This is a genomic window from Pseudomonas fluorescens (assembly GCF_004683905.1).
Lineage (GTDB): Bacteria > Pseudomonadota > Gammaproteobacteria > Pseudomonadales > Pseudomonadaceae > Aquipseudomonas > Aquipseudomonas putida_A.
Map to the genome: position 1 here is coordinate 6082517 of NZ_CP038438.1, position 18682 is coordinate 6101198.

Below are 18682 nucleotides of genomic sequence, written 5' to 3' on the forward strand. Positions count from 1 at the left end.
CCGATGCGCGCTCTACTCGTGTTGTTCAGCTTGCTGCTATCGATGTCGTTGTCGGCGGCGGAAAAATTGCCGGTGGTTACCAGCTTCAGCATCCTCGCCGACATGGTTCACCAGGTGGGTGGCGAGCATATCCAGATCACCAACATGGTCGGCCCGGACGCCGACGCACACACCTATGAACCGACGCCTGATGATGCCAAAGCGCTGCTCAAAGCCAAACTGATTATCAAGAACGGATTGGGTTTCGAGCCTTGGCTTGATCGTCTGGTAACCAGCACCGACACCAGAGCCCCCATCATCAGTGCCAGTCATGGCGTGATTCCACGCTCGCTGGAGGAAGACGGCGAGACCATTCCCGACCCGCACGCCTGGCACAACCTGGCCAACACCGAGCTGTACATCGCCAACATCACCAAGGCGCTGATCGCCGCTGATCCGGCGAACATGGCCGACTACCAACGCAACAGCCAGACCTACCTGAAACAGATCTACACCCTGCTCGCTGAAGCCAAGGCCAAGCTCGGCTCGCTGCCACCGGGCAATCGCAAGATCGTCACCAGCCACGATGCCTTCGGTTATCTCGGGCAGGCCTACGGCATCGACTTCATGGCGCCGCAAGGTCTGTCCACCGAGCGTGAACCGTCAGCCGCCGAAGTCGCCGCACTGATTACCCAAATCCGTCAGGCCAAGGTCAAAGCGGTGTTCATGGAAAACATCAAGGACGCGCGCCTGCTCAAGCAGATCGCCGAGGAAAGCGGCGCGCACATCGGCGGCACGTTGTACTCCGATGCCCTCGCCGCTAGCGGCCCGGCCAGCACCTTTACCGGACTGTTCGAATACAACCTCAACACCCTTTACGACGCACTGAGCCAGCCATGATCCGTAAAAATCCTTCCGGCGATCTTCCGCAAATTGCCGAGTCGGCCTACGTCGACAAAACCGCGATCATCTGCGGCAAGGTGGTCATTGGCGAGAACGTCTTCGTCGGCCCCTACGCAGTGATCCGCGCCGATGAAGTAGACGCTTCAGGCGCGATGGAGCCGATCACCATCGGCGCCAATTCGAACATCCAGGACGGCGTGGTGATCCATTCCAAATCCGGCGCTGCCGTGACCATCGGCGAATTCACCTCGATCGCTCACCGCTCGATCGTGCACGGCCCGTGCGTAGTCGGCGACCGGGTGTTCATCGGTTTCAACAGTGTGCTGTTCAACTGCGTGGTCGGTGACGGCTGTGTGGTGCGGCACAACTCGGTGGTCGATGGCCGCGATTTGCCGGATGCGTTCTACGTGCCCTCCACCACCCGCATCGGCCCCAATACCGACCTCTCGCAGTTCCCGCCGGTGAGTGTCAGCGCCTCGGAGTTTTCCGAAGACGTGGCACGCACCAATGTCGATCTGGTACGCGGCTACAAAGCCTTGCAGAACGAGTTCTGAATCATGAGCAGCGTGCTGATTCGCAACGCCAGACTGGTCAATGAAGGACGCGAGTTCGACGGTGATCTGCTGGTCAGCCATGGCCGCATCGTCAAGATCGCGCGCAGCATCGACGGTGAAAATGCCTGTGTGGAAATCGACGCCAATGGCCAATGGCTGTTGCCGGGGATGATTGATGACCAGGTGCATTTTCGCGAACCAGGAGCGCCGGCCAAAGGCTGCATCCACATCGAGTCGCGCGCAGCGGTGGCGGGCGGTATCACCAGCTTCATGGACATGCCCAACACCCGACCGGCCACCCTCACCCTCGAAGCACTGGCGGATAAAAAACGCCGCGCGGCGATCAACTCGGTGGCCAACTATGGCTTCCACTTCGGTGTCAGTCAGGACAACCTCGACACCGTCGCCGCGCTCAATCCTTGCGAAGTGGCCGGGGTCAAAGTGTTCATGGGCGCGTCCACCGGCAACATGTTGGTGGACGATCCGAGGACTCTCGAGCGTTTATTCGCCGAAGTGCCGACAATACTGCTGGCGCATTGCGAACACACGCCGAGCATCGAGGCCAATGCAGCACGTCTGCGCGAACGCCTCGGCGAACACCTGCCAGCGAATATCCATGCACTGATTCGCGATGCCGAGGCTTGCTACCGCTCCTCTTCGCTGGCGGTGGAACTGGCCAGACGTCACGGCACCCGCCTGCACGTTTTGCATCTGACCACCGCTCGCGAACTCGAGTTGTTCGAGGACAAGCCGCTCGCCCAGAAACACATCAGCGCTGAAGTCTGCCTGCATCATCTGCTGTTTGATGACCGCGACTATCCAGCCCTCCGCAACCTGATCAAGTGCAATCCGGCGATCAAGACCCAAACCGACCGTGACGCCTTGCGCGCAGCGTTACTAAGCAATCGACTGGACGTGATCGGCAGCGATCACGCACCGCATACCTGGGCGGAAAAACAGCGCCCGTATACCGAGGCACCGTCCGGTTTACCGTTGGTGCAACACGCCCTGCCGGCACTGCTGGAGCTGGTGGCCGATGGCGTGCTGCCGATCACCACGTTGGTGGCGAAGACCAGCCATCGGGTGGCGGATCTGTTTGCGATTCCGGATCGGGGTTATTTACGCGAGGGGTATTGGGCGGATCTGGTGCTGGTTGAGCCCTTGGCTCTTGAGGTGTCGCGGCAACCGATTCTGTCGCAATGCGGGTGGACGCCGTTTGCTGACAAGACTTTTCGCTATCGGGTGAATACCACGTTGGTGTCGGGGCAGATCGCCTGGCGGGAGCAGCGTATCAACGAAGGATGTCAGGGGCTGGCGCTGCGATTCATGCGGTGACAACCAAGACGCCTTCGCGAGCAAGCCCGCTCCCACAAGGATTGTGCTGTCCCCTGTGGGAGCGGGCTTGCTCGCGAAGCTTTTAAGCTCTTGGCTTCACGGTGCCGCAATCCTGACCCAACCACACCGCGCGGGTTTCCAGGCTGCCCTTCTGGTTGATCCCGATCGCATTGAACGTGCCGTTGGCCACCGTGGTGAACTCACGATCACTGAGGAACGTCGCGACACCCGTGCCTTGCGCTTTAGGGCAGCTGAAGCGGAATTTCCACTGGTTACCGGTGCGTTCGGTGATCTGCTGTTTGCAGCCCGATTGCGGATCGGCCAGCGGAATATCGTTGGTCGCCACTTGCTGCGGCGTCAGGCAGGCACGAATGCCCTTGCCGCCGATGTTGATTCCGTTCTTTTCCAGCGTCGCACGCTGCTGCGGGGTCATCTGGCCTTGCAACTGGCCAAGGATCGATTGCACATCCATGGGCTGGTCATCGACCTTGACGTTGCTTGAGGTCATTTCCCATAGCCCCGGCTGCAGCATTTGCGCCTGCGCAACCACCGGCATTGCCAAACCCAGGCCCAGCGCCAAACCCAGCAGACGAACGTTCATCGAAAAACTCCTGATCAGTAGTGGCCGTTAGACGTCGGCCGATTGCTTCGGTTCATGCACCAATTAAATAGCGACATTCGCCTCGGAACATGGTCTGTTACGCATTGAGTCTTCAGGAGCAAGTCTGCCCCATGGATTATTTTGGACCGCACATTTTCGGTTATCTGATCGCCCTGATACATAGCCTCGGCTTGATCGCCGCGATCCATGCGGTGCTGACCGTACGCACCGCCCAAGGCTCGATCGCCTGGGCATTGTCGCTTATTTTCATTCCCTACCTGACGCTCATCCCTTATCTGGTTTTCGGTCGCAGCACCTTCGACGGCTATATCAAGGCGCGGCGTCAAGCCAACGAACAGATGCGTCAGGCGATCTCCGAGTTGAACTGGCGCCCGTGGGTCGAAGAAGCCCTCACCGCCCGCGCCTCGAAGGCCTACGCCTCGCTGCGCGCCATGCCCAAACTGGGGCGTATGCCGTGCCTGGCGAACAACCAGGTGCAACTGCTGGTGAATGGCCACGCGACCTTCGAGGCGATCTTCCACGCCATCGATCAAGCGCGCGAAGCCGTACTGGTGCAGTTTTTCATCATCCATGACGACCGCCTCGGGCAGCGCCTGCGCGATCTGTTGCTGAAGAAAGCGGCTGAGGGCGTGGCGATTCATCTGCTCTACGACCGGATCGGCAGCCACGCCTTGCCCCACAGTTATGTGCAGGCGTTGCGCGATGGCGGTGTCGAGGTCAAAGCCTTCGCCACACGCAGCGGCTGGCTCAATCGCTTCCAGGTGAATTTCCGCAACCACCGCAAAATCGTCGTGGTCGATGGCGTACTCGGCTTTGTGGGCGGGCACAACGTCGGCGATGAATACATGGGCGAGAAACCGCCCCTGGCGCCGTGGCGCGATACCCATGTTCAGGTGCGCGGGCCGGTGGTGGCCTGCATGCAGGAGTCGTTTGCCGAGGACTGGTTCTGGGCAGCACGGACGTTGCCACCGCTGATCCTGCCGGATGTCTACCCGGAAGATGGCGTGCTCTGCCAATTGCTGGCGAGCGGCCCGGCGGATGCCTACGAAACCTGTTCACTGTTCTTCGTCGAAGCCATCCACGCGGCGACGGAACAAGTGTGGATCACCAGCCCGTATTTCATTCCCGATGAGGCAGTATTCGCCGCGTTGCGCCTGGCGGTGCTGCGCGGCGTCGACGTGCGCCTGCTGCTGCCATCGCGTCCGGATCACCGCATCGTCTACGCTGCTTCCAGTCTCTACGCGTTCGAAGCGGTGCGCGCTGGCGTGCGGGTGTTCCGCTACGAGCCGGGGTTCCTGCATCAGAAAGTGGTGCTGATCGACAGCGAAATCAGCGCCATCGGCAGCGCCAATCTGGACAACCGTTCGTTCCGGCTGAATTTCGAAGTGATGCTGCTGACCGTCGACAGCGAATTCGCCGCCCACGTGGAACGCATGCTCAACGATGATTTCGAGCAGGCTTATGAAGTCGCCAAAGAAGAAAGCCGGGAGATCCACCGCCTGCAACAGCTCGGCATGCGGATCGCCCGGCTTATTTCACCGATTCTTTAACCGGCCGCTCGCTCGAACGAGCGAACGGTCGTCAGGCCTCAGGGGTGATAAATGTCGTCGCGGGTCCAGGGCAGTTCATGGCTGCCATCCGGATGCGCCTTCACCGCAAGAATCTGGTGCAGGTTGATCCAGCCACGCGCGAACGCGTAGGCACATCCAGCCAGATACAGCCGCCAGATACGCAGCGCCTGATCCGGCACCAGTTTCCCGGCCGCTTCGAGGTTGTCCTCAAGACGCTCGCTCCAGTGATCCAGCGTACGCGCGTAATGCAGGCGCAGGCTTTCGACGTCGACAATCTCCAGCCCGGCTTCGCTGATCTCGGCCGAGATCATCGCCAGGTGCGGCAGCTCGCCGTTGGGGAACACGTATTTCTCTATGAAGTCGCCAGCACCGCGTCCCACGGGACGGCCATCGGTGTGTTTGGCGGTGATGCCGTGGTTCATCACCAGACCGCCCTCCTTCACCGCGCCAAACAGGACCTTGCAGTACTCGGCGAGGTTGGCGTGGCCGACGTGTTCGAACATGCCGACGCTGACTACCTTGTCGAAACGCCCGTCCTGCGGCAGATCGCGGTAGTCGAGCAATTGCAGCTCAACCTGATCTTCCAGGCCCTCGGCCTTGACCCGCTCCCGGGCCAGTTCCAGCTGTTCCTTGCTCAAGGTGATGCCGAACACTTTGGCGCCGAATTCACGTGCCGCGTAACGCGCCAAACCACCCCAGCCGCAACCGACATCCAGCAGGTAATCACCGGGCTGCAAACGCAGTTTGCGACACAGATGTCGGAACTTGGCCTGCTGTGCCTGTTCCAGAGTTTCGCTGCCGGTTTCGAAATACGCGCAGGAATACGCCATGTCGCTGTCCAGCCACAGCTGATAGAACGCGTTGGACAGGTCATAGTGATAGGAAATGGCTTTGGCGTCGGTTTCCTTGTCGTGCACCGCACGCACTGGCTGCGCGCTTTCGTCTTCATCGAGCAAGGCGCTGCTCAATTCGTCGCAGACCCGGATGACCTCGCTGATCGAGCCCTCCAGTTCCAGCCTGCCTTCGACAAACGCCGCCCCCAGCGCGTCGAGACTCGGATGGGTGAACTGGGTGACCATCGTCGGGTCCTTGACCACAATGGTGACGCTGGGCGTCGGCCCCAGGTTGAACTCATGGCCATCCCAGAGTCGCAAGCGAAGCGGAAGCTGCAGATTCTGTAAGGCCGGTGGAAGTTGCGCGAGCATGGAAAATCCCCCTTGTTTCAGACGTCAGATCTGAGGGTAGACCATCCTTGAAAAATAGCAGGCTATCGATTTAATTAGCCGAGACTATCGTTCCAGGCGCTCCTACATGCCGTCATGCACCCACTACTGCTTTAGCCCAGGTAACGGCGTGAAGTGTGCGCCCTCTCCATAGATGACTGCCTATTCGGCGCACAGTTCGCTGAAACTCACTTCAGTGATCATCCTTGAGCTTGAGCAATGGCTCCTGAAACCGCAGCAGCCGTCCAGCATTGCCCAACACCAGCAGCGTGCTGAGGTTGTGCAGCAGCGCGGCGATCATCGCTCCGGCCGCGCCGAGCCAGCCGAATGCCGCAAACACCACGATCGCCAGGGTCCAGCCCAGACCGATGATCACGTTGACCTGCAAGGTTCGACGGCACTGACGACTCAGCCGCACACAGGTGCCCAGACGGCGCAGATCGCTGCCGATCAACACGATATCCGCCGAGGCCAGCGCGATGTCGGCACCGCCGGCGCCCATCGCCACACCCACCACCCCGGCCTTGAGCGCCAGCGAATCATTGATGCCGTCACCCACCACCATCGGCCGGAAACCGTTGTCGATTTCCTTGAGCACGCGGTTGAGCTTGTCCTCAGGCAGCGCCTGCGCTTCCACCTCTTGCAGACCGACCTCGCGGGCGAGGGTCTGCGCAACACTCTGACGGTCGCCGGTCAGCAGCAACTGGCGACCCAGACCCAGTTCACGCAATTCATTGAGGGCAAAGCGCGCTTCCGGTTTGACGCTATCGGCCAACAACAACCAGGCAACAAACTCACCATTCAGCGCCAACCCGGCGATCGGCCCATCGTGCTCGGGAACGGTCGTCGTGACGATGCCCAGTTGCGCGAACAGTTCGGGACGTCCCAGCGCCGCCTCGCCTTGCGCGGTCATGGCCACGACCCCGAGGCCCTGACGCTCGTGAATGTCCGTCAGCGGCAGGCTCTGCTCCTGACTCACCAGCCCCGCCAACGCCCGGCTGACAGGATGACTGCTGGCCGCACCGAGACTGGCGGCCAGCGCCATCACCGAGGCCTGATCCAGACGCGGGCTGCTGATCGATTGCAAACGCAAGGTGCCGTAAGTCAGCGTGCCGGTCTTGTCGACCACCAGTGATGTGAGGTCTGCCAACTCCTCAAGGAACGCCGAGCTGCGGATCAGAATACCGTGGCGCGCCGCCACCGCCACTCCGGCAATTGCTGTGGCCGGTGCCGACAGCACCAAAGCGCAAGGACATGCGGCTACCAGCACCGCGAGCATCGCTTGCGCGTCATGGGTGACAAACCAGGTCACCGCCGCCAACAGCAACACCAGCACCATGTAGCTGCCGGCATAACGTTCAAGCAGACGGGTGATCGGCGGCTTCGAACGCTCGGCGTTCTGCATCAGCGCGATGACTTTGCCCAGCGTCGATTGATCACCGGTGCGGGTCACCTCAATGCGCAGCAAGCCATCGAGGTTGATCGCGCCGCCAAACACCGTCATGCCCACTGCCGTTTCCACTGGCACCGACTCGCCGGTAATCGACGCCGTGTCGAGGCTGGCTTGGCCGAACAACACCCGACCATCCGCGGGCACACGATCCCCGGCGCGCACCTCGACCGTGTCACCGGGTTGAAGGGTGCCGTTGTCGACTTCAATGATCGAGCCGTCCGCTTGAATCTTGCGTGCGTGGCTGCGGGTCAATTGGCCGAGGGCGTGAATCGCTTCCTGCGAGCCGATCACGCTGCGCTCTTCCAGCACGTGGCCGAAGATCATGATGATCGGCAGCAACGCGGCGGTCAGCAGATCGCCAGTCGCCCACGCACCGAGCATCGCCAAAGCAATCAGTTGATCGGTGATGCCGTGCAGGCTCGGATAACGCAAGCTGTACCAAGCAGAGCGCATCACCGGCACCGCTACTAATAAGGAGGCGAAACCCAGCAGCAACTGACTGACACCCGTTTGCTCCGGCACCATCCAGCGCCAGATCAAACCGAGGCCGAGCAAGCCCAAGGCGAGCATTGCCAAAGTCAATTGGCGCGCAGCGCGGCGCTGTTCGGCCGAGGACAACAGGCTCGGTGCAGCGGTGGTCGCAGTCATTTACTGGCTCCCTGAATGATCAGGCGGGAATCGTCTTTCGGATCGACCGTGGTCACTGACCCGGCCTGGCCGAGGATCTTCGGCATGCGTTCGCGGTATAGCCGCAGGAGCATCTGCGGGTCGGTGCCCTGTTGTTGCGCCTTGGTCAGGCTCATTACCGTGGCAGTGTCGGCAGAGGCTTTTGCCAGCCGTTCGCCGGCCTGAGCATGGGCCACTTGCAGAGTACGGTCGGCTTGCTCATTCGCGGTCTGGGTGAGTTTTTCCGCCTCGGTGCGTGCATTGGCGACGGCTTTGTCGGCCTGCTGACTGGCGGTCAACACCGCATTAAAGGCACTGACCGCCGGATCCGGCAGACTCGACTGAACGTCGACCCGCGCCACCTCGATGCCGATGCCCTGCCCACTCGCCTTCAGTTCAGCCAGACGCTTGTTGATGCCTTGCACCAGATCACCGCGCAGGCGTTCGCGGCGTTCAGCGGCCTGATTGTCGGCGCCGATCAACTCCGGCCGTGCGACCAGAATCGTATCCAGATCCCGAGCAGCGGTCAGTGCCACCGCGCTGCGGGTGACCAGCCGATCCAGTGCCGGCAGCACATGCTCCCCCTGCAGCACGAAGTCATAGGGATCGCTGACCTTGTAAAACACCCGCACATCCAATTGCACAACGCCGGCGTCGCCGGTCAGCAAATAGCCGGAACCGGCCAGTGCATCGCTCAGTGGCGTGGCGAAGGTTGCTACACGATCAGCCTTGATCGCCTCACTGCTACGCAGCAGGTTTTCCACTCGGCGCTCGATGACCCGATCCGCTGCCGGCAGCAAAACCACCTGCTCGAACGGCTGCGGCCATGCCAGCAACAGCCCGGCATTCTGCACGCGTTGCAGTGCGCCAAAGTGCAAGACCACCGCGCGATTTTGCGGATCAATCTGCCGCACATTGGAAAACGCCCACGCCAACGCAGCCAATACCGTCACCGCATATAAGGCGAAAAACGCCAGGCGTCCGGCCTGAATCCACGGACGGCTCAACGAATGTGTTCCACGTGGAACTTCATCACTCATGGCTGCGATCCGGATTTGTTTTCGACATTCGGCGGGCCGTCTACCAGAACGCGGAATGGCGCGGCGTCGGTACGGAGGATCAGCTTGGTGTCCGGGGTCATGATAGTGCCGAGGGTATCGAGCGAGCGCAGCAGGTTGTACAGCTGCGGCGAGCCAGCGTAGGCACGGCCGTAGATTTGCGCGGCTTCGACCCGCGACTGTGCTTCGATTTCTGCGGCCTTCACCGTGGCATCGGCCTGGACCATTCGCGCATCGCGCTCGGCAGCAGAACGGATCTGCGCGGCTTCTCGCTTGCCGATGGCGGTGCGTTCGGTGGCAATTGTTTCACGCTCGGCGCGCATCCGATCGACTGTGGCGGTGAGCGTGACCGAAGGCAAGGTCAGGCGTTCGATGCCCACCTGCACCACGCGCACACCGTAAGTGGCGAGCAACTGTTGGTCGATTTGCTGACGCAGTTGCGCTTCGAAATCGGCAATACGCACTTTGCTGGCATCGGTGTTCACCAGATCCGCCAGGTCGAAACTGCTGGCGGTTGTCTCCAGCGCCGAGCCGACAAAGGTGCGAATCTGCCGCGCCGCTTCGTCCGGCTGGTTCTGCACCGCGCGCATGAAACGCTGCACATTGTCCGGGTCGCCCTGCACCTGCCACGCCACGTAGGCCTGAACGATGATGCGCAAACCGTCGCGGGTGCCGACATCCTGCAACCCACTGGAGGTGGTACGCAGGCGCAGATCCACCGGGATCGCCGCTTCGAACGGCGCCGGCCAACGCCAGCTCAAACCCGGCTCAAGCAGTACCCGCGACGGATTACCGAAACGAGTGATGACGGTGGCCTCGCCCGAGCGCACCTGGACCAGGCTTGCCGCCGCGATGGCAAACCCCACCAGCAACAACGCCCAGCCCATGCGCCGCCACGGGAATGGCCCCGCCTCTTCCGGCACACCGTGGTGATGATGCCCATGATGATGGTGATGCCCGGCGTGGCCATGATCGTGGCCGCTGTGGTCATGGGAATCGTGAGTGTGCGACTGGCTCAAGGGGCAACTCCTGGTTGAGCGGTGGTGCGCGCAGGCGTGGGATCAGCCGGCAGCGTAAACGTACGCAGATCGATGGTCGGCGCATTGCTGCTGCCGCCTAAACGGTGGTCGAGTACCAACAATTTGGCCTTGTTCAGACCCAGGCTGAGCTGACTCAGATATTGCTCGAGCACGAACGCCTGGCCAGCGCTGGCATAGGCTTTCTGCTCAGCCTTGAATTTCAGATCCGCCGCCTGCGCGGTGGCGTTGATTTCACGGGCGCTGGCACTCGCCTGATCGCGGGCGAGACTGGCCTGCAACTGCGCCTGGTTACTCGCCTCTGCCGCAGCACCGCGCTCACGGGAGATCAACGCCTGCGCGCCGATCTGCGCGGCTTGCACGCCGTGATAAGCATTGGCGGCGCCGGCAGGGGGATGAATTGCTTCGACCACGGTGGCGAGAATCTCCACACCGCTGTCGAGTTTCTGAAGATCGCCTTGCACCGCATGGCCGATTTCTTCGCCCAGCCCTACCCGGTCAGCACCGAGCAAACCGTCGAGGGTGCGCGAGGCAAAATCGTGAACCAGAATCCGGCTCGCGGTGCTGCGAATCAGCGTCGGCACATCAGCGTTGTTGTAAGTGGCGGCCAAGGCATCCTGATCACCCAGGCCGATGCGATAGACGAAGCGCACGTCCATGTTGACGATCTGAAAGCTCTGCTGATCGCCACGGCTGCTGGCGATCACCTGGGATTTGTCGTTGACGTGGCTGGCATCCCACAAGCGGTTGGCGACCATCGGTGCCGGGCCTTCGGCAGGCTCAGCCTGGGTTGGCGCGGGAGCATCGCCGACGCTGGTCGCCAACTCATGCACCACGCCATTCTCGACGTTCAATACACGGCCCAATGGCCACGGCAGACCGGCGTGCAATCCGGGGCCAAACACTTGCACCGGCTTGCCGAAGCGCTCGTAGATACCGCGCCCTTGCAGCGGGATTTCGTGGATACCGGTCAGTAACCAGCCGACCGCAGCGACCAGCGCCAGCACCGGCAGAAAGGCGCGGCGCATGTAACTGAACGCCCAGATCTGGCGCAGATCGATGCCGAAACGATTGTGCAATTCGTGCTGCAAGGCCAGAAGCGGCTGCGGCGGCCAGCGCAGCATGTCAGCGACAAAACTGCGTGCCAGCAGGGTCGGTTCGAGCTGTTCACGACGAGGACTGAATATCGACAGGACTGCGCGCAATAGCAACTCGATCGCGACGAATCCCGGCAAGATCCCGATCAACACCGCAAGCCGTACTGGCCACACCGAAGCCTCGCTGGCGAACAGCAGGCACAACGCGCCCAGCACCAGGCTGATGATCGCCACCCGCGCCAGTTGCGCGAGAGACCCGGCTTCCGGCCATTGCGCTGGACTCTCCTGAGCCAGTTGCCGCTCCAGCACCAGCAAGCCGAAACCCAACAGCAACATCAGCGCCGCGCCCACCGTGGCCGACAACCCGACCGCAGCGGCAGGCAATGCCAGATTCCACACCTGCCCGACGGCGAGCACCACCAGTACTGACCAGCCGCCCAGCCACAACGTGGCCGCGCCAATCTGACCGAGCAGGTGCAGGCCGCACTGACTCAACCGCTCCAGCAGCCGTTCGTACCAGCCATCCGGCGCTACTGGCTCCAGCTCCTCGGTCAGCGCCACCGATACCGGCGGGTCAATCACCCCTGCACGCCATTGCGTCACCCACCACGCCGACTGCAAGCCGGCGACCAACACCAGCAAAGCCGCGCCCAAATTCACCAACAAGGCCGGCCATATCGATTGCGCGGCAAACAGTTCGACAAACAGCGCCAGCACCCACCCTGCCCCGGCCAATCCGCCGAGACCGATGGCCAGACGACGCAAACGTCGCCCCTGTGTGGCCGCTTGTTGAAAGCGCGGCAACCCGGTCACTTGCGTGCCATCGACATCCAGATCGACTTGCATATCACCCCAAAGCCATTGATTCACCGGTCTTATCGTTACGATATAACGAAAAGCGTGAAATATTCGTACACAAATTCGCTTATCTAAAGATGCGCAACCTGTCGCTTGCCTGAAGCCTTGACCGAAATGTCCGGAAACGCACATATTACGTTCGTAATTTTATCGACCGACTACTTTTAGCGATCCGCATCCCAACGAGGAGCAACAGCATGAGCAACTACGACGTGGTCATTCTGGGCGGCGGCCCCGGTGGTTATAACGCGGCGATCCGCGCCGGCCAGCTGGGCCTGAAAGCAGCCTGCGTGGAAGGCCGCGCCACCCTCGGCGGCACCTGCCTGAACGTCGGTTGCATGCCGTCGAAGGCCTTGCTGCATGCTTCGGAGCTGTACGACGCGGCCATGGGTGCGGAATTCGCCAACCTCGGCATCGAGGTCAAACCCACGCTCAACCTCGCGCAAATGATGAAACAGAAAGACGAAAGCGTGAGCGGCCTGACCAAAGGCATCGAGTTTCTGTTTCGCAAAAACAAGGTCGACTGGATCAAGGGCTGGGGCCACATCGATGGCCCGGGCAAAGTCACGGTGACCGACGATCAAGGCAACAAAACCGAGCTGAGCGCCAAGGACATCATCATCGCCACCGGCTCCGAACCCACGCCCCTGCCCGGCGTCGAGATCGACAATCAACGCATCCTCGACTCCACCGGCGCGCTGTCGCTGGGTGAAGTGCCCAAGCATCTGGTGGTGATCGGCGCGGGGGTGATCGGCCTGGAACTGGGCTCGGTCTGGCGGCGTCTCGGCGCCCAGGTGACCGTGGTCGAATACCTCGACCGCATCTGCCCGGGTGTTGATGGCGAGGCCGGCAAAACCCTGCAGCGTGCGCTGAGCAAGCAAGGCATCAGCTTCAAATTGAGCTCGAAGGTCACCAGCGCCACCCCCTCGGTCAACGGTGTGCAGCTCAGCGTCGAACCCGCCGCCGGTGGCAGCGCCGAGTTACTGGAAGCCGACTACGTACTGGTCGCGATCGGCCGGCGCCCGTACACCAAAGGCCTGGGCCTGGAGAACGTCGGCCTGAGCACCGACAAACGCGGCATGCTCGCCAACCGCCAGCACCGTACCGAGGCAACCGGCGTATGGGTGATCGGTGACGTGACATCAGGCCCGATGCTTGCGCACAAGGCCGAAGACGAAGCGATGGCCTGCGTGGAACAGATCGTCGGCAAGGCCGGCGAGGTCAATTACGACTTGATTCCCAACGTCATCTACACCCGGCCCGAGCTGGCCAGCGTCGGCAAGACCGAGGAGCAGCTCAAGGCTGAAGGGCGCACCTATAAAGTCGGTAAATTCCCGTTCACCGCCAACAGCCGGGCCAAGATCAACCATGAGACCGAAGGCTTCGCCAAAGTCCTCGCCGACGAACGCACGGACGAGATCCTCGGCGTGCACCTGGTCGGCCCGAGCGTCAGTGAAATGATCGGTGAGTACTGCGTGGCCATGGAGTTCAGTGCGTCTGCCGAAGATATCGCGCTGACTTGCCATCCGCACCCGACCCGCTCCGAGGCTCTGCGTCAGGCGGCGATGAATGTCGAGGGGATGGCGACGCAGATGTAGGTGGTCACCCAAACCCTGTGGGAGCTGGCTTGCCAGCGATGGCGTCAGTCCTTTAACCGTTGCGGTCGCTGACACACCGCTATCGCTGGCAAGCCAGCTCCCACAGTTGACCGTGTTCCTGCTGGAGGATTGCGGTCGAATGTGGGAGCAACCCGCTCTACAGCGGAAGATGCCCCAACGGCAACGCCCCCGGCGTCTTCACCGTGTGAATTGCAAAGTTGCTGCGAATGTCGCTCACCCCCGGCAGTTTAAGCAGGCAGCCGCTGAGAAAGCGGTCGTATGCGCGCAGGTCCGGCACCACCACCTGCAACAGAAAGTCCGATTCGCCCGACACCAGAAACGCCGAGATCACCTCCGGCAGGGCGGTGACTGCCGCGTAAAAGGCTTCGGCCTGCTCATCGTTGTGGCGCTCGACCTTGACCCCGACAAACACCGTCAGCCCCAGTCCCACTTCATCGCGATCGAGGTTGGCCTGGTAGCCACGAATCACCCCGGCCTCCTCCAGCATCCGCACCCGGCGCAAGCAAGGTGACGCCGACAGGCCGATCTCGTCCGCCAGCTCGACATTGCTCAGCCGTCCGTTGCGCTGCAAGGCAGCGAGAATCTTGCGATCAAAAGCGTCGAGTTTCATGTTTTGGCAGATCCTGCTGGTCAAGGCACAAAAAGAAAGCAGGTTATGCCAATCGCACGGGTTTTTGAAGCTGACTTAGCAAGCACCTGCCCCGCCCTTGCGCCATAGACTTTGCTCACCGAATCGATAACGAAAGGGCTGCGACATGACGAGTTTCTGGCTGTTTTTTCTGGCATTGGCGGTGGTCTTCCTGTTGCCCGGCCCGGACATGATTCTGTTGCTGCAAACCGGTGCCCGCCAGGGTCGCGGTGCGGCGCTGGCAACCGCCGTTGGCCTGGCGATCGCCCGGGGCTGTCACGTGGCATTGGCGGCATTGGGTCTGGCGGCGCTGTTCAAGGCGGCGCCGTGGACGTTTGATCTGGTGCGCCTGGCTGGTGCGGCGTACTTGCTGTGGATCGGCATTCAATGCTTGCGCAGCAGCTTGCTGCCGAACCTGAATACGGCTGCCGTAACTGACACCCAAGGACAATGGCGCGAGGCGATTCGCCGTGGCCTGCTGACCAATCTGCTCAACCCCAAGGCCTTGCTGTTCTGCTCGGTGCTGTTGCCGCAATTCATCGTCAATGACGGCGCAGCGGTGCTGACCCAGTTTGCCACCCTCGGCGGGTTGCTGGTGGGCATCGGGCTGCTGTTCGACAGTGCCTATGCCCTGACCGGCGCGGCGCTGGGCCGTTGGCTGCAACACAGTCCAACCGCCCAACGCGTTCAGCAATGGCTGTTCGGCAGCCTATTGATCGGCTTCGCCGTGCGCCTGACGTTTATCCAGCAGGCCTAGGGTTTGCGGGACTTGCGTTGGCGCCGGCTGATCAGCGCCAATGCAACGCCGACCGCCAGTACGATCGCGCCGATCTGTACCGGCCATTTGTAAGGCCGCAGAGCCATGCGCGCGGCATCGGTCACCTGGGTGACGTAACGCTTGTCGGCGTTTTCGAAATCCGGATAGGGGCACTGATTACCGAAGTCCACCGCCCACGGCACGTACGGGCCTTCATTGACGTAGCGTCGATACAGCGCGCTCTGCTCTTCCAGGCTGCTGTTGAAACCCGCAGCGTTACACAACACCGCCGCAAACGCCTGACTGGTGTGCGGCAAATTATCGGCGGCCCGGCTGGCCAGCGCGGTGGCGACAAAACGGTAGTGATAACGCTCATCCGGCTGCGCTTCACTGGCCTTCTGGCGCTGGACTTCAGCCTCGGCCACCAGCGGCCCGACTTTCAGCTCGGTGTTTTCCAGGCTGTAGTTGCCGCCAAACGTGGCGTAGTCCGGCGCCATCTCGTAACCGAGAATGTCCATGCCCCATTCACGCGCGGTCCACGCCGCGTTGTACAAGGCGCTGGCGCGTTTGGTCGGCCACCACGCAGCGTCAGCCTTCATCCGTTGCTCGCCGTACAGACGGGCCTTGTGCTGCAGATCGGGATTGTCGAAATAGCCGACCGCTTCCTCGTAATGCCCTTCACGCAGCAAGCGCCGTCCCAGCAGATTGCGCAGGCTGGCGGCGACCGGCAGCGGCACGTAGTTGTCGCGCTGCTGCTGGGTCAATGCCGGCGGCGCCGGTACGTTGTCATCGACATAGCGCTTGAGCTCATCGACCGTCAGCACGCGCTCGGCCACCGTCGCCGCGTCGAACCAGTAGATGCTGTTGCTGCGATACAACTGCACGAACGCTTGCAGGTATTCGCCACGTTGCAGCGCGAGAATCGCACTTTCGCCCTCGACCCGGCATTTCGGCTGGACGGTTTCGAAGTCCCAGTCAGGGGTGCGCCGGTAGCCCCAATCTTCGCTCTGCGGGAACGCCTGCGCGGCTTTGGCATAGGCGGCAGCCGCGGCATTTTTATCACCGTCACGCACCGCCAGCTTGGCCCGCAACCACCACGCCAATCCGCCGTCACCGGCGTTTTCAAGGAAGGCTTTGGCGCTGGCGTAATCACCCTGTTGATAATTCATCGCCGCCAGTCGATCGGCGTTTTCCAGGCTGCCACGGGTGCTGTCCTGCAGCAGCTTGATCAGTTTCTTCTCGTTCGGCGGTTGTTCGTCGAATGACCAACCCATGCGGCTGATCAACGAAGCGGTAACCAGTTGCTGCACGGCTTTGCGCTCCAGCAACTTGGCCAGTTGCAGTTCGGGCAGTTCGGCCAGCTCATTCATCAGTTGTTTCAGCGAGGTGTAACCCACGGCCGAGCCGTGCAGGTTCTGCGCTTCGTACAGTTCGATGGCGCCGTTCCAGTCACCAGCGTTGCGCAGCACCCGCGCCTCCTCACCGAGACTGGCGACACCGAGTTCCAGCGGATCGCTGAAGCCATCAATGCTCAGTTGTCGGGCCTGACGGAAGGCCCCACGTGCGTCCTCCAGCACTTCGATGACATCGCCCGCCTCGGCACTCGTGGCAAACCAGGCACGGCCCAGGGAATACGCCGCCCAAGTGCTGCGCAGGGGGCGCTGATCGGCCGGCAGTGCCAGCACTTTGTTGAAGTATTCGATCGCCAGCGGATGATCGCCAGTGGCAAACGCCACCGCGCCGGCCACGTACAAACGGATTTCCGCCGGCAGACTGGCGCCCTGCGCCTCGACCTGACGCGCATCGCTCAGGCCACGCAGTTGCTTGACCAGCGCCTGTTGTTCGGCGCTCAGACCGACCTGCTCGGCTTTTTCGCGCAGCGCCGCAGGCTCGCTTGCGTCGCCGTATATGTCGTCGGGATTGTGCGTCGCAGCGGTGACGTTCTTCAGCCCGGCAATGGTCTTGCCGAGGCGGCTGATCTCGAAGTTGAAGTTGCCCTCCGGCAAATCGGCCAGGGTTTGCCCGCGATTGTCGAGCAGGCGCATCGGGAAGTCCGGGCCGCAGGCCAGCGCCGAACCCAGCGGCAGGCTGAGGCTCAGGCAGAGCAGATGGCGGGGCCAGTTACGGGTCAACATGCGAACCTCCTTGATCAATAAATGCACAGCGCGCCCAACCGATGGCGCGTTGTCCACCCGCCGGCAAACGACCGTCGCGCAGGCGGGTGAAGGTAAGCAGATCCGCGCTCTGTTGCAACGAGTAACCGGCGAGCGCATCGGCGCCTTCGCAAGCGCTGGCCTTGACGATGATCCGTGCGGGCCAGGCACTGTCGAGGTTTCCGACATTGCGCAGGGCGATGTCCTGCAGGCCATCGTGGTCGCTGAACGCCAGACCGAGTTGGCTGCTCAACGCATCGCCGCGGGCCACGGAGCGCAACGTGGTCAGGCTCCAGGCCCGACGATCATTGGCCAGCGGCAGGCGAAACCAGATCAGCCCGGCCAGATGTTCCGGCGGGTCCTCGCGCAGCGCTTTTGCAAGTCGGCTCAGTTGCAACGGATCGGCGAGCAGTTCCCGGCGTTGCCCTTCACGTTCGATCGGTACTTCGCTTTCCACCACCGGGGCACCGTCGGCATCCGGCAGCAGCGCCACGCCATAGGCCGGCAACGCCAGATAGAACGGTTTGCTGCTGATTTTGCCCCAGGCGCTGGCCCAGCGCCGAGCCTGCTCGGGGTCGAACAAGCCGCGTCGCGGATCGCTGACGGCGTGCACCTGCAGCACGCTGCTGTCGACTGTGGCCAACAACGCCGGCAGCTGTGAACTGCCGAGCCACGCCGGCAGCGCGGTGATGCTCAGCGGCAACGATGCGGGCAACACGGAATGCAGATGTGTCAGGAACTCGGTGTATTCCGGCAGACGCGCATTACCCGCGTCATGATCGATCTCGACGCCACTCAGGGTCAGCCCCTGCGCCTGCCAGTCGGCGACAACCTGAAGAATCTGCGCCGTGACCTGCGACTGATCCAGACTTTTGAGCTGACCGTCGAGACGAATCACCGCGATCAGAGGCCGGCCATCGTGCTTGAGCAACGGCGCATCGATCCGCGCCCGATGCCAGCCGTCACTGGGGAATGCCTGCAAGGCCAGCACGCGCAAGGTCGAAAAGTCGCTACGGCTGTCTTTCAGCGCGAGCTCATGGGCGGACGTCCATTGCCGTTGCCAGACGTAGAGTTGCTGATCGAGTGGCGCTGCGTCCTGTCGTTCACAAGCACAGAGCAACAACACCGCCAGCATGGCCGACAACCCGACGATAACGCGCATACCTTGC

The 18682-nt window shown here is 61.9% G+C and carries 15 protein-coding genes; 6 read left to right on the forward strand and 9 right to left on the reverse strand.

Translation table 11 applies throughout. The features are described 5' to 3' along the window. Nucleotides 1-3 precede the first annotated feature (3 nt). The 3 genes from E4T63_RS28185 to E4T63_RS28195 are packed head-to-tail and all read left to right on the forward strand — an operon-like array spanning nucleotide 4 to nucleotide 2771. Nucleotides 4-879: a metal ABC transporter substrate-binding protein gene (locus E4T63_RS28185; RefSeq protein ID WP_135296879.1), complete on the forward strand. Its 876-nt coding sequence runs from the start codon at nucleotides 4-6 to the stop codon at nucleotides 877-879. Beyond that, the gene (locus E4T63_RS28190; RefSeq protein ID WP_025112617.1) at nucleotides 876-1436 is read left to right on the forward strand and encodes a DapH/DapD/GlmU-related protein; all 561 of its coding nucleotides are present in this window, start codon (nucleotides 876-878) and stop codon (nucleotides 1434-1436) included. Before E4T63_RS28185 ends, E4T63_RS28190 begins: the two co-directional genes overlap by 4 nt. A 3-nt stretch (nucleotides 1437-1439) precedes the next feature. Then, nucleotides 1440-2771, forward strand: coding sequence for a dihydroorotase (locus tag E4T63_RS28195; RefSeq protein ID WP_135296880.1), 1332 nt, complete (start codon nucleotides 1440-1442; stop codon nucleotides 2769-2771). 82 nt (nucleotides 2772-2853) lie between these two features. Here E4T63_RS28195 and E4T63_RS28200 read toward each other — a convergent pair whose 3' ends face one another. After that, nucleotides 2854-3372 (reverse strand): DUF3617 domain-containing protein, encoded by a 519-nt coding sequence (locus E4T63_RS28200; RefSeq protein ID WP_134785045.1) that lies wholly within the window; start codon nucleotides 3370-3372, stop codon nucleotides 2854-2856. A gap of 131 nt (nucleotides 3373-3503) precedes the next feature. On the opposite strand from E4T63_RS28200, the gene cls reads away from it, so the two are divergent. Then, on the forward strand, nucleotides 3504-4943 hold the full coding sequence (gene cls, locus E4T63_RS28205) for a cardiolipin synthase (RefSeq protein WP_135296881.1): 1440 nt from the start codon (nucleotides 3504-3506) through the stop codon (nucleotides 4941-4943). Between the two features lie 38 nt (nucleotides 4944-4981). Here the strand turns inward: cls and cfaB are convergent, their stop codons facing one another. From cfaB to hflK (E4T63_RS28230), 5 genes are all read right to left on the reverse strand, one after another. Beyond that, entirely contained in the window at nucleotides 4982-6169 is a 1188-nt protein-coding gene (gene cfaB / locus E4T63_RS28210; protein ID WP_027610322.1) for a C17 cyclopropane fatty acid synthase CfaB, read from the reverse strand. Nucleotides 6170-6380: 211 nt separating this feature from the next. After that, the gene (locus E4T63_RS28215; RefSeq protein ID WP_135296882.1) at nucleotides 6381-8288 is read right to left on the reverse strand and encodes a heavy metal translocating P-type ATPase; all 1908 of its coding nucleotides are present in this window, start codon (nucleotides 8286-8288) and stop codon (nucleotides 6381-6383) included. After that, a complete protein-coding gene (gene hflK, locus E4T63_RS28220; RefSeq protein WP_135296883.1) occupies nucleotides 8285-9346 on the reverse strand; it encodes a protease modulator HflK in 1062 nt (353 codons plus the stop codon). Before hflK (E4T63_RS28220) ends, E4T63_RS28215 begins: the two co-directional genes overlap by 4 nt. Further along, nucleotides 9343-10383, reverse strand: coding sequence for a protease modulator HflC (hflC, locus tag E4T63_RS28225; RefSeq protein WP_135296884.1), 1041 nt, complete (start codon nucleotides 10381-10383; stop codon nucleotides 9343-9345). The genes hflK (E4T63_RS28220) and hflC overlap by 4 nt, the downstream gene beginning before the upstream one ends. After that, the gene (gene hflK, locus E4T63_RS28230; protein WP_135296963.1) at nucleotides 10380-12344 is read right to left on the reverse strand and encodes a protease modulator HflK; all 1965 of its coding nucleotides are present in this window, start codon (nucleotides 12342-12344) and stop codon (nucleotides 10380-10382) included. Before hflK (E4T63_RS28230) ends, hflC begins: the two co-directional genes overlap by 4 nt. A 209-nt stretch (nucleotides 12345-12553) precedes the next feature. Between hflK (E4T63_RS28230) and lpdA the strand changes: the two genes are divergently transcribed. Further along, entirely contained in the window at nucleotides 12554-13954 is a 1401-nt protein-coding gene (lpdA, locus tag E4T63_RS28235; protein ID WP_135296885.1) for a dihydrolipoyl dehydrogenase, read from the forward strand. A gap of 157 nt (nucleotides 13955-14111) precedes the next feature. Here lpdA and E4T63_RS28240 read toward each other — a convergent pair whose 3' ends face one another. Then, nucleotides 14112-14585: an Lrp/AsnC family transcriptional regulator gene (locus tag E4T63_RS28240; protein WP_007960832.1), complete on the reverse strand. Its 474-nt coding sequence runs from the start codon at nucleotides 14583-14585 to the stop codon at nucleotides 14112-14114. 145 nt (nucleotides 14586-14730) lie between these two features. Here E4T63_RS28240 and E4T63_RS28245 point away from each other — a divergent pair, with 145 nt between their 5' ends. Then, nucleotides 14731-15360 (forward strand): LysE family translocator, encoded by a 630-nt coding sequence (locus E4T63_RS28245; RefSeq protein ID WP_041073815.1) that lies wholly within the window; start codon nucleotides 14731-14733, stop codon nucleotides 15358-15360. On the opposite strand, the gene E4T63_RS28250 is transcribed toward E4T63_RS28245, so the two are convergent. Continuing rightward, a complete protein-coding gene (locus E4T63_RS28250; RefSeq protein ID WP_135296886.1) occupies nucleotides 15357-17495 on the reverse strand; it encodes a hypothetical protein in 2139 nt (712 codons plus the stop codon). The genes E4T63_RS28245 and E4T63_RS28250 overlap by 4 nt on opposite strands. After that, entirely contained in the window at nucleotides 17482-18675 is a 1194-nt protein-coding gene (locus E4T63_RS28255) for a DUF3142 domain-containing protein (RefSeq protein WP_135296887.1), read from the reverse strand. Before E4T63_RS28255 ends, E4T63_RS28250 begins: the two co-directional genes overlap by 14 nt. Nucleotides 18676-18682 lie beyond the last annotated feature (7 nt).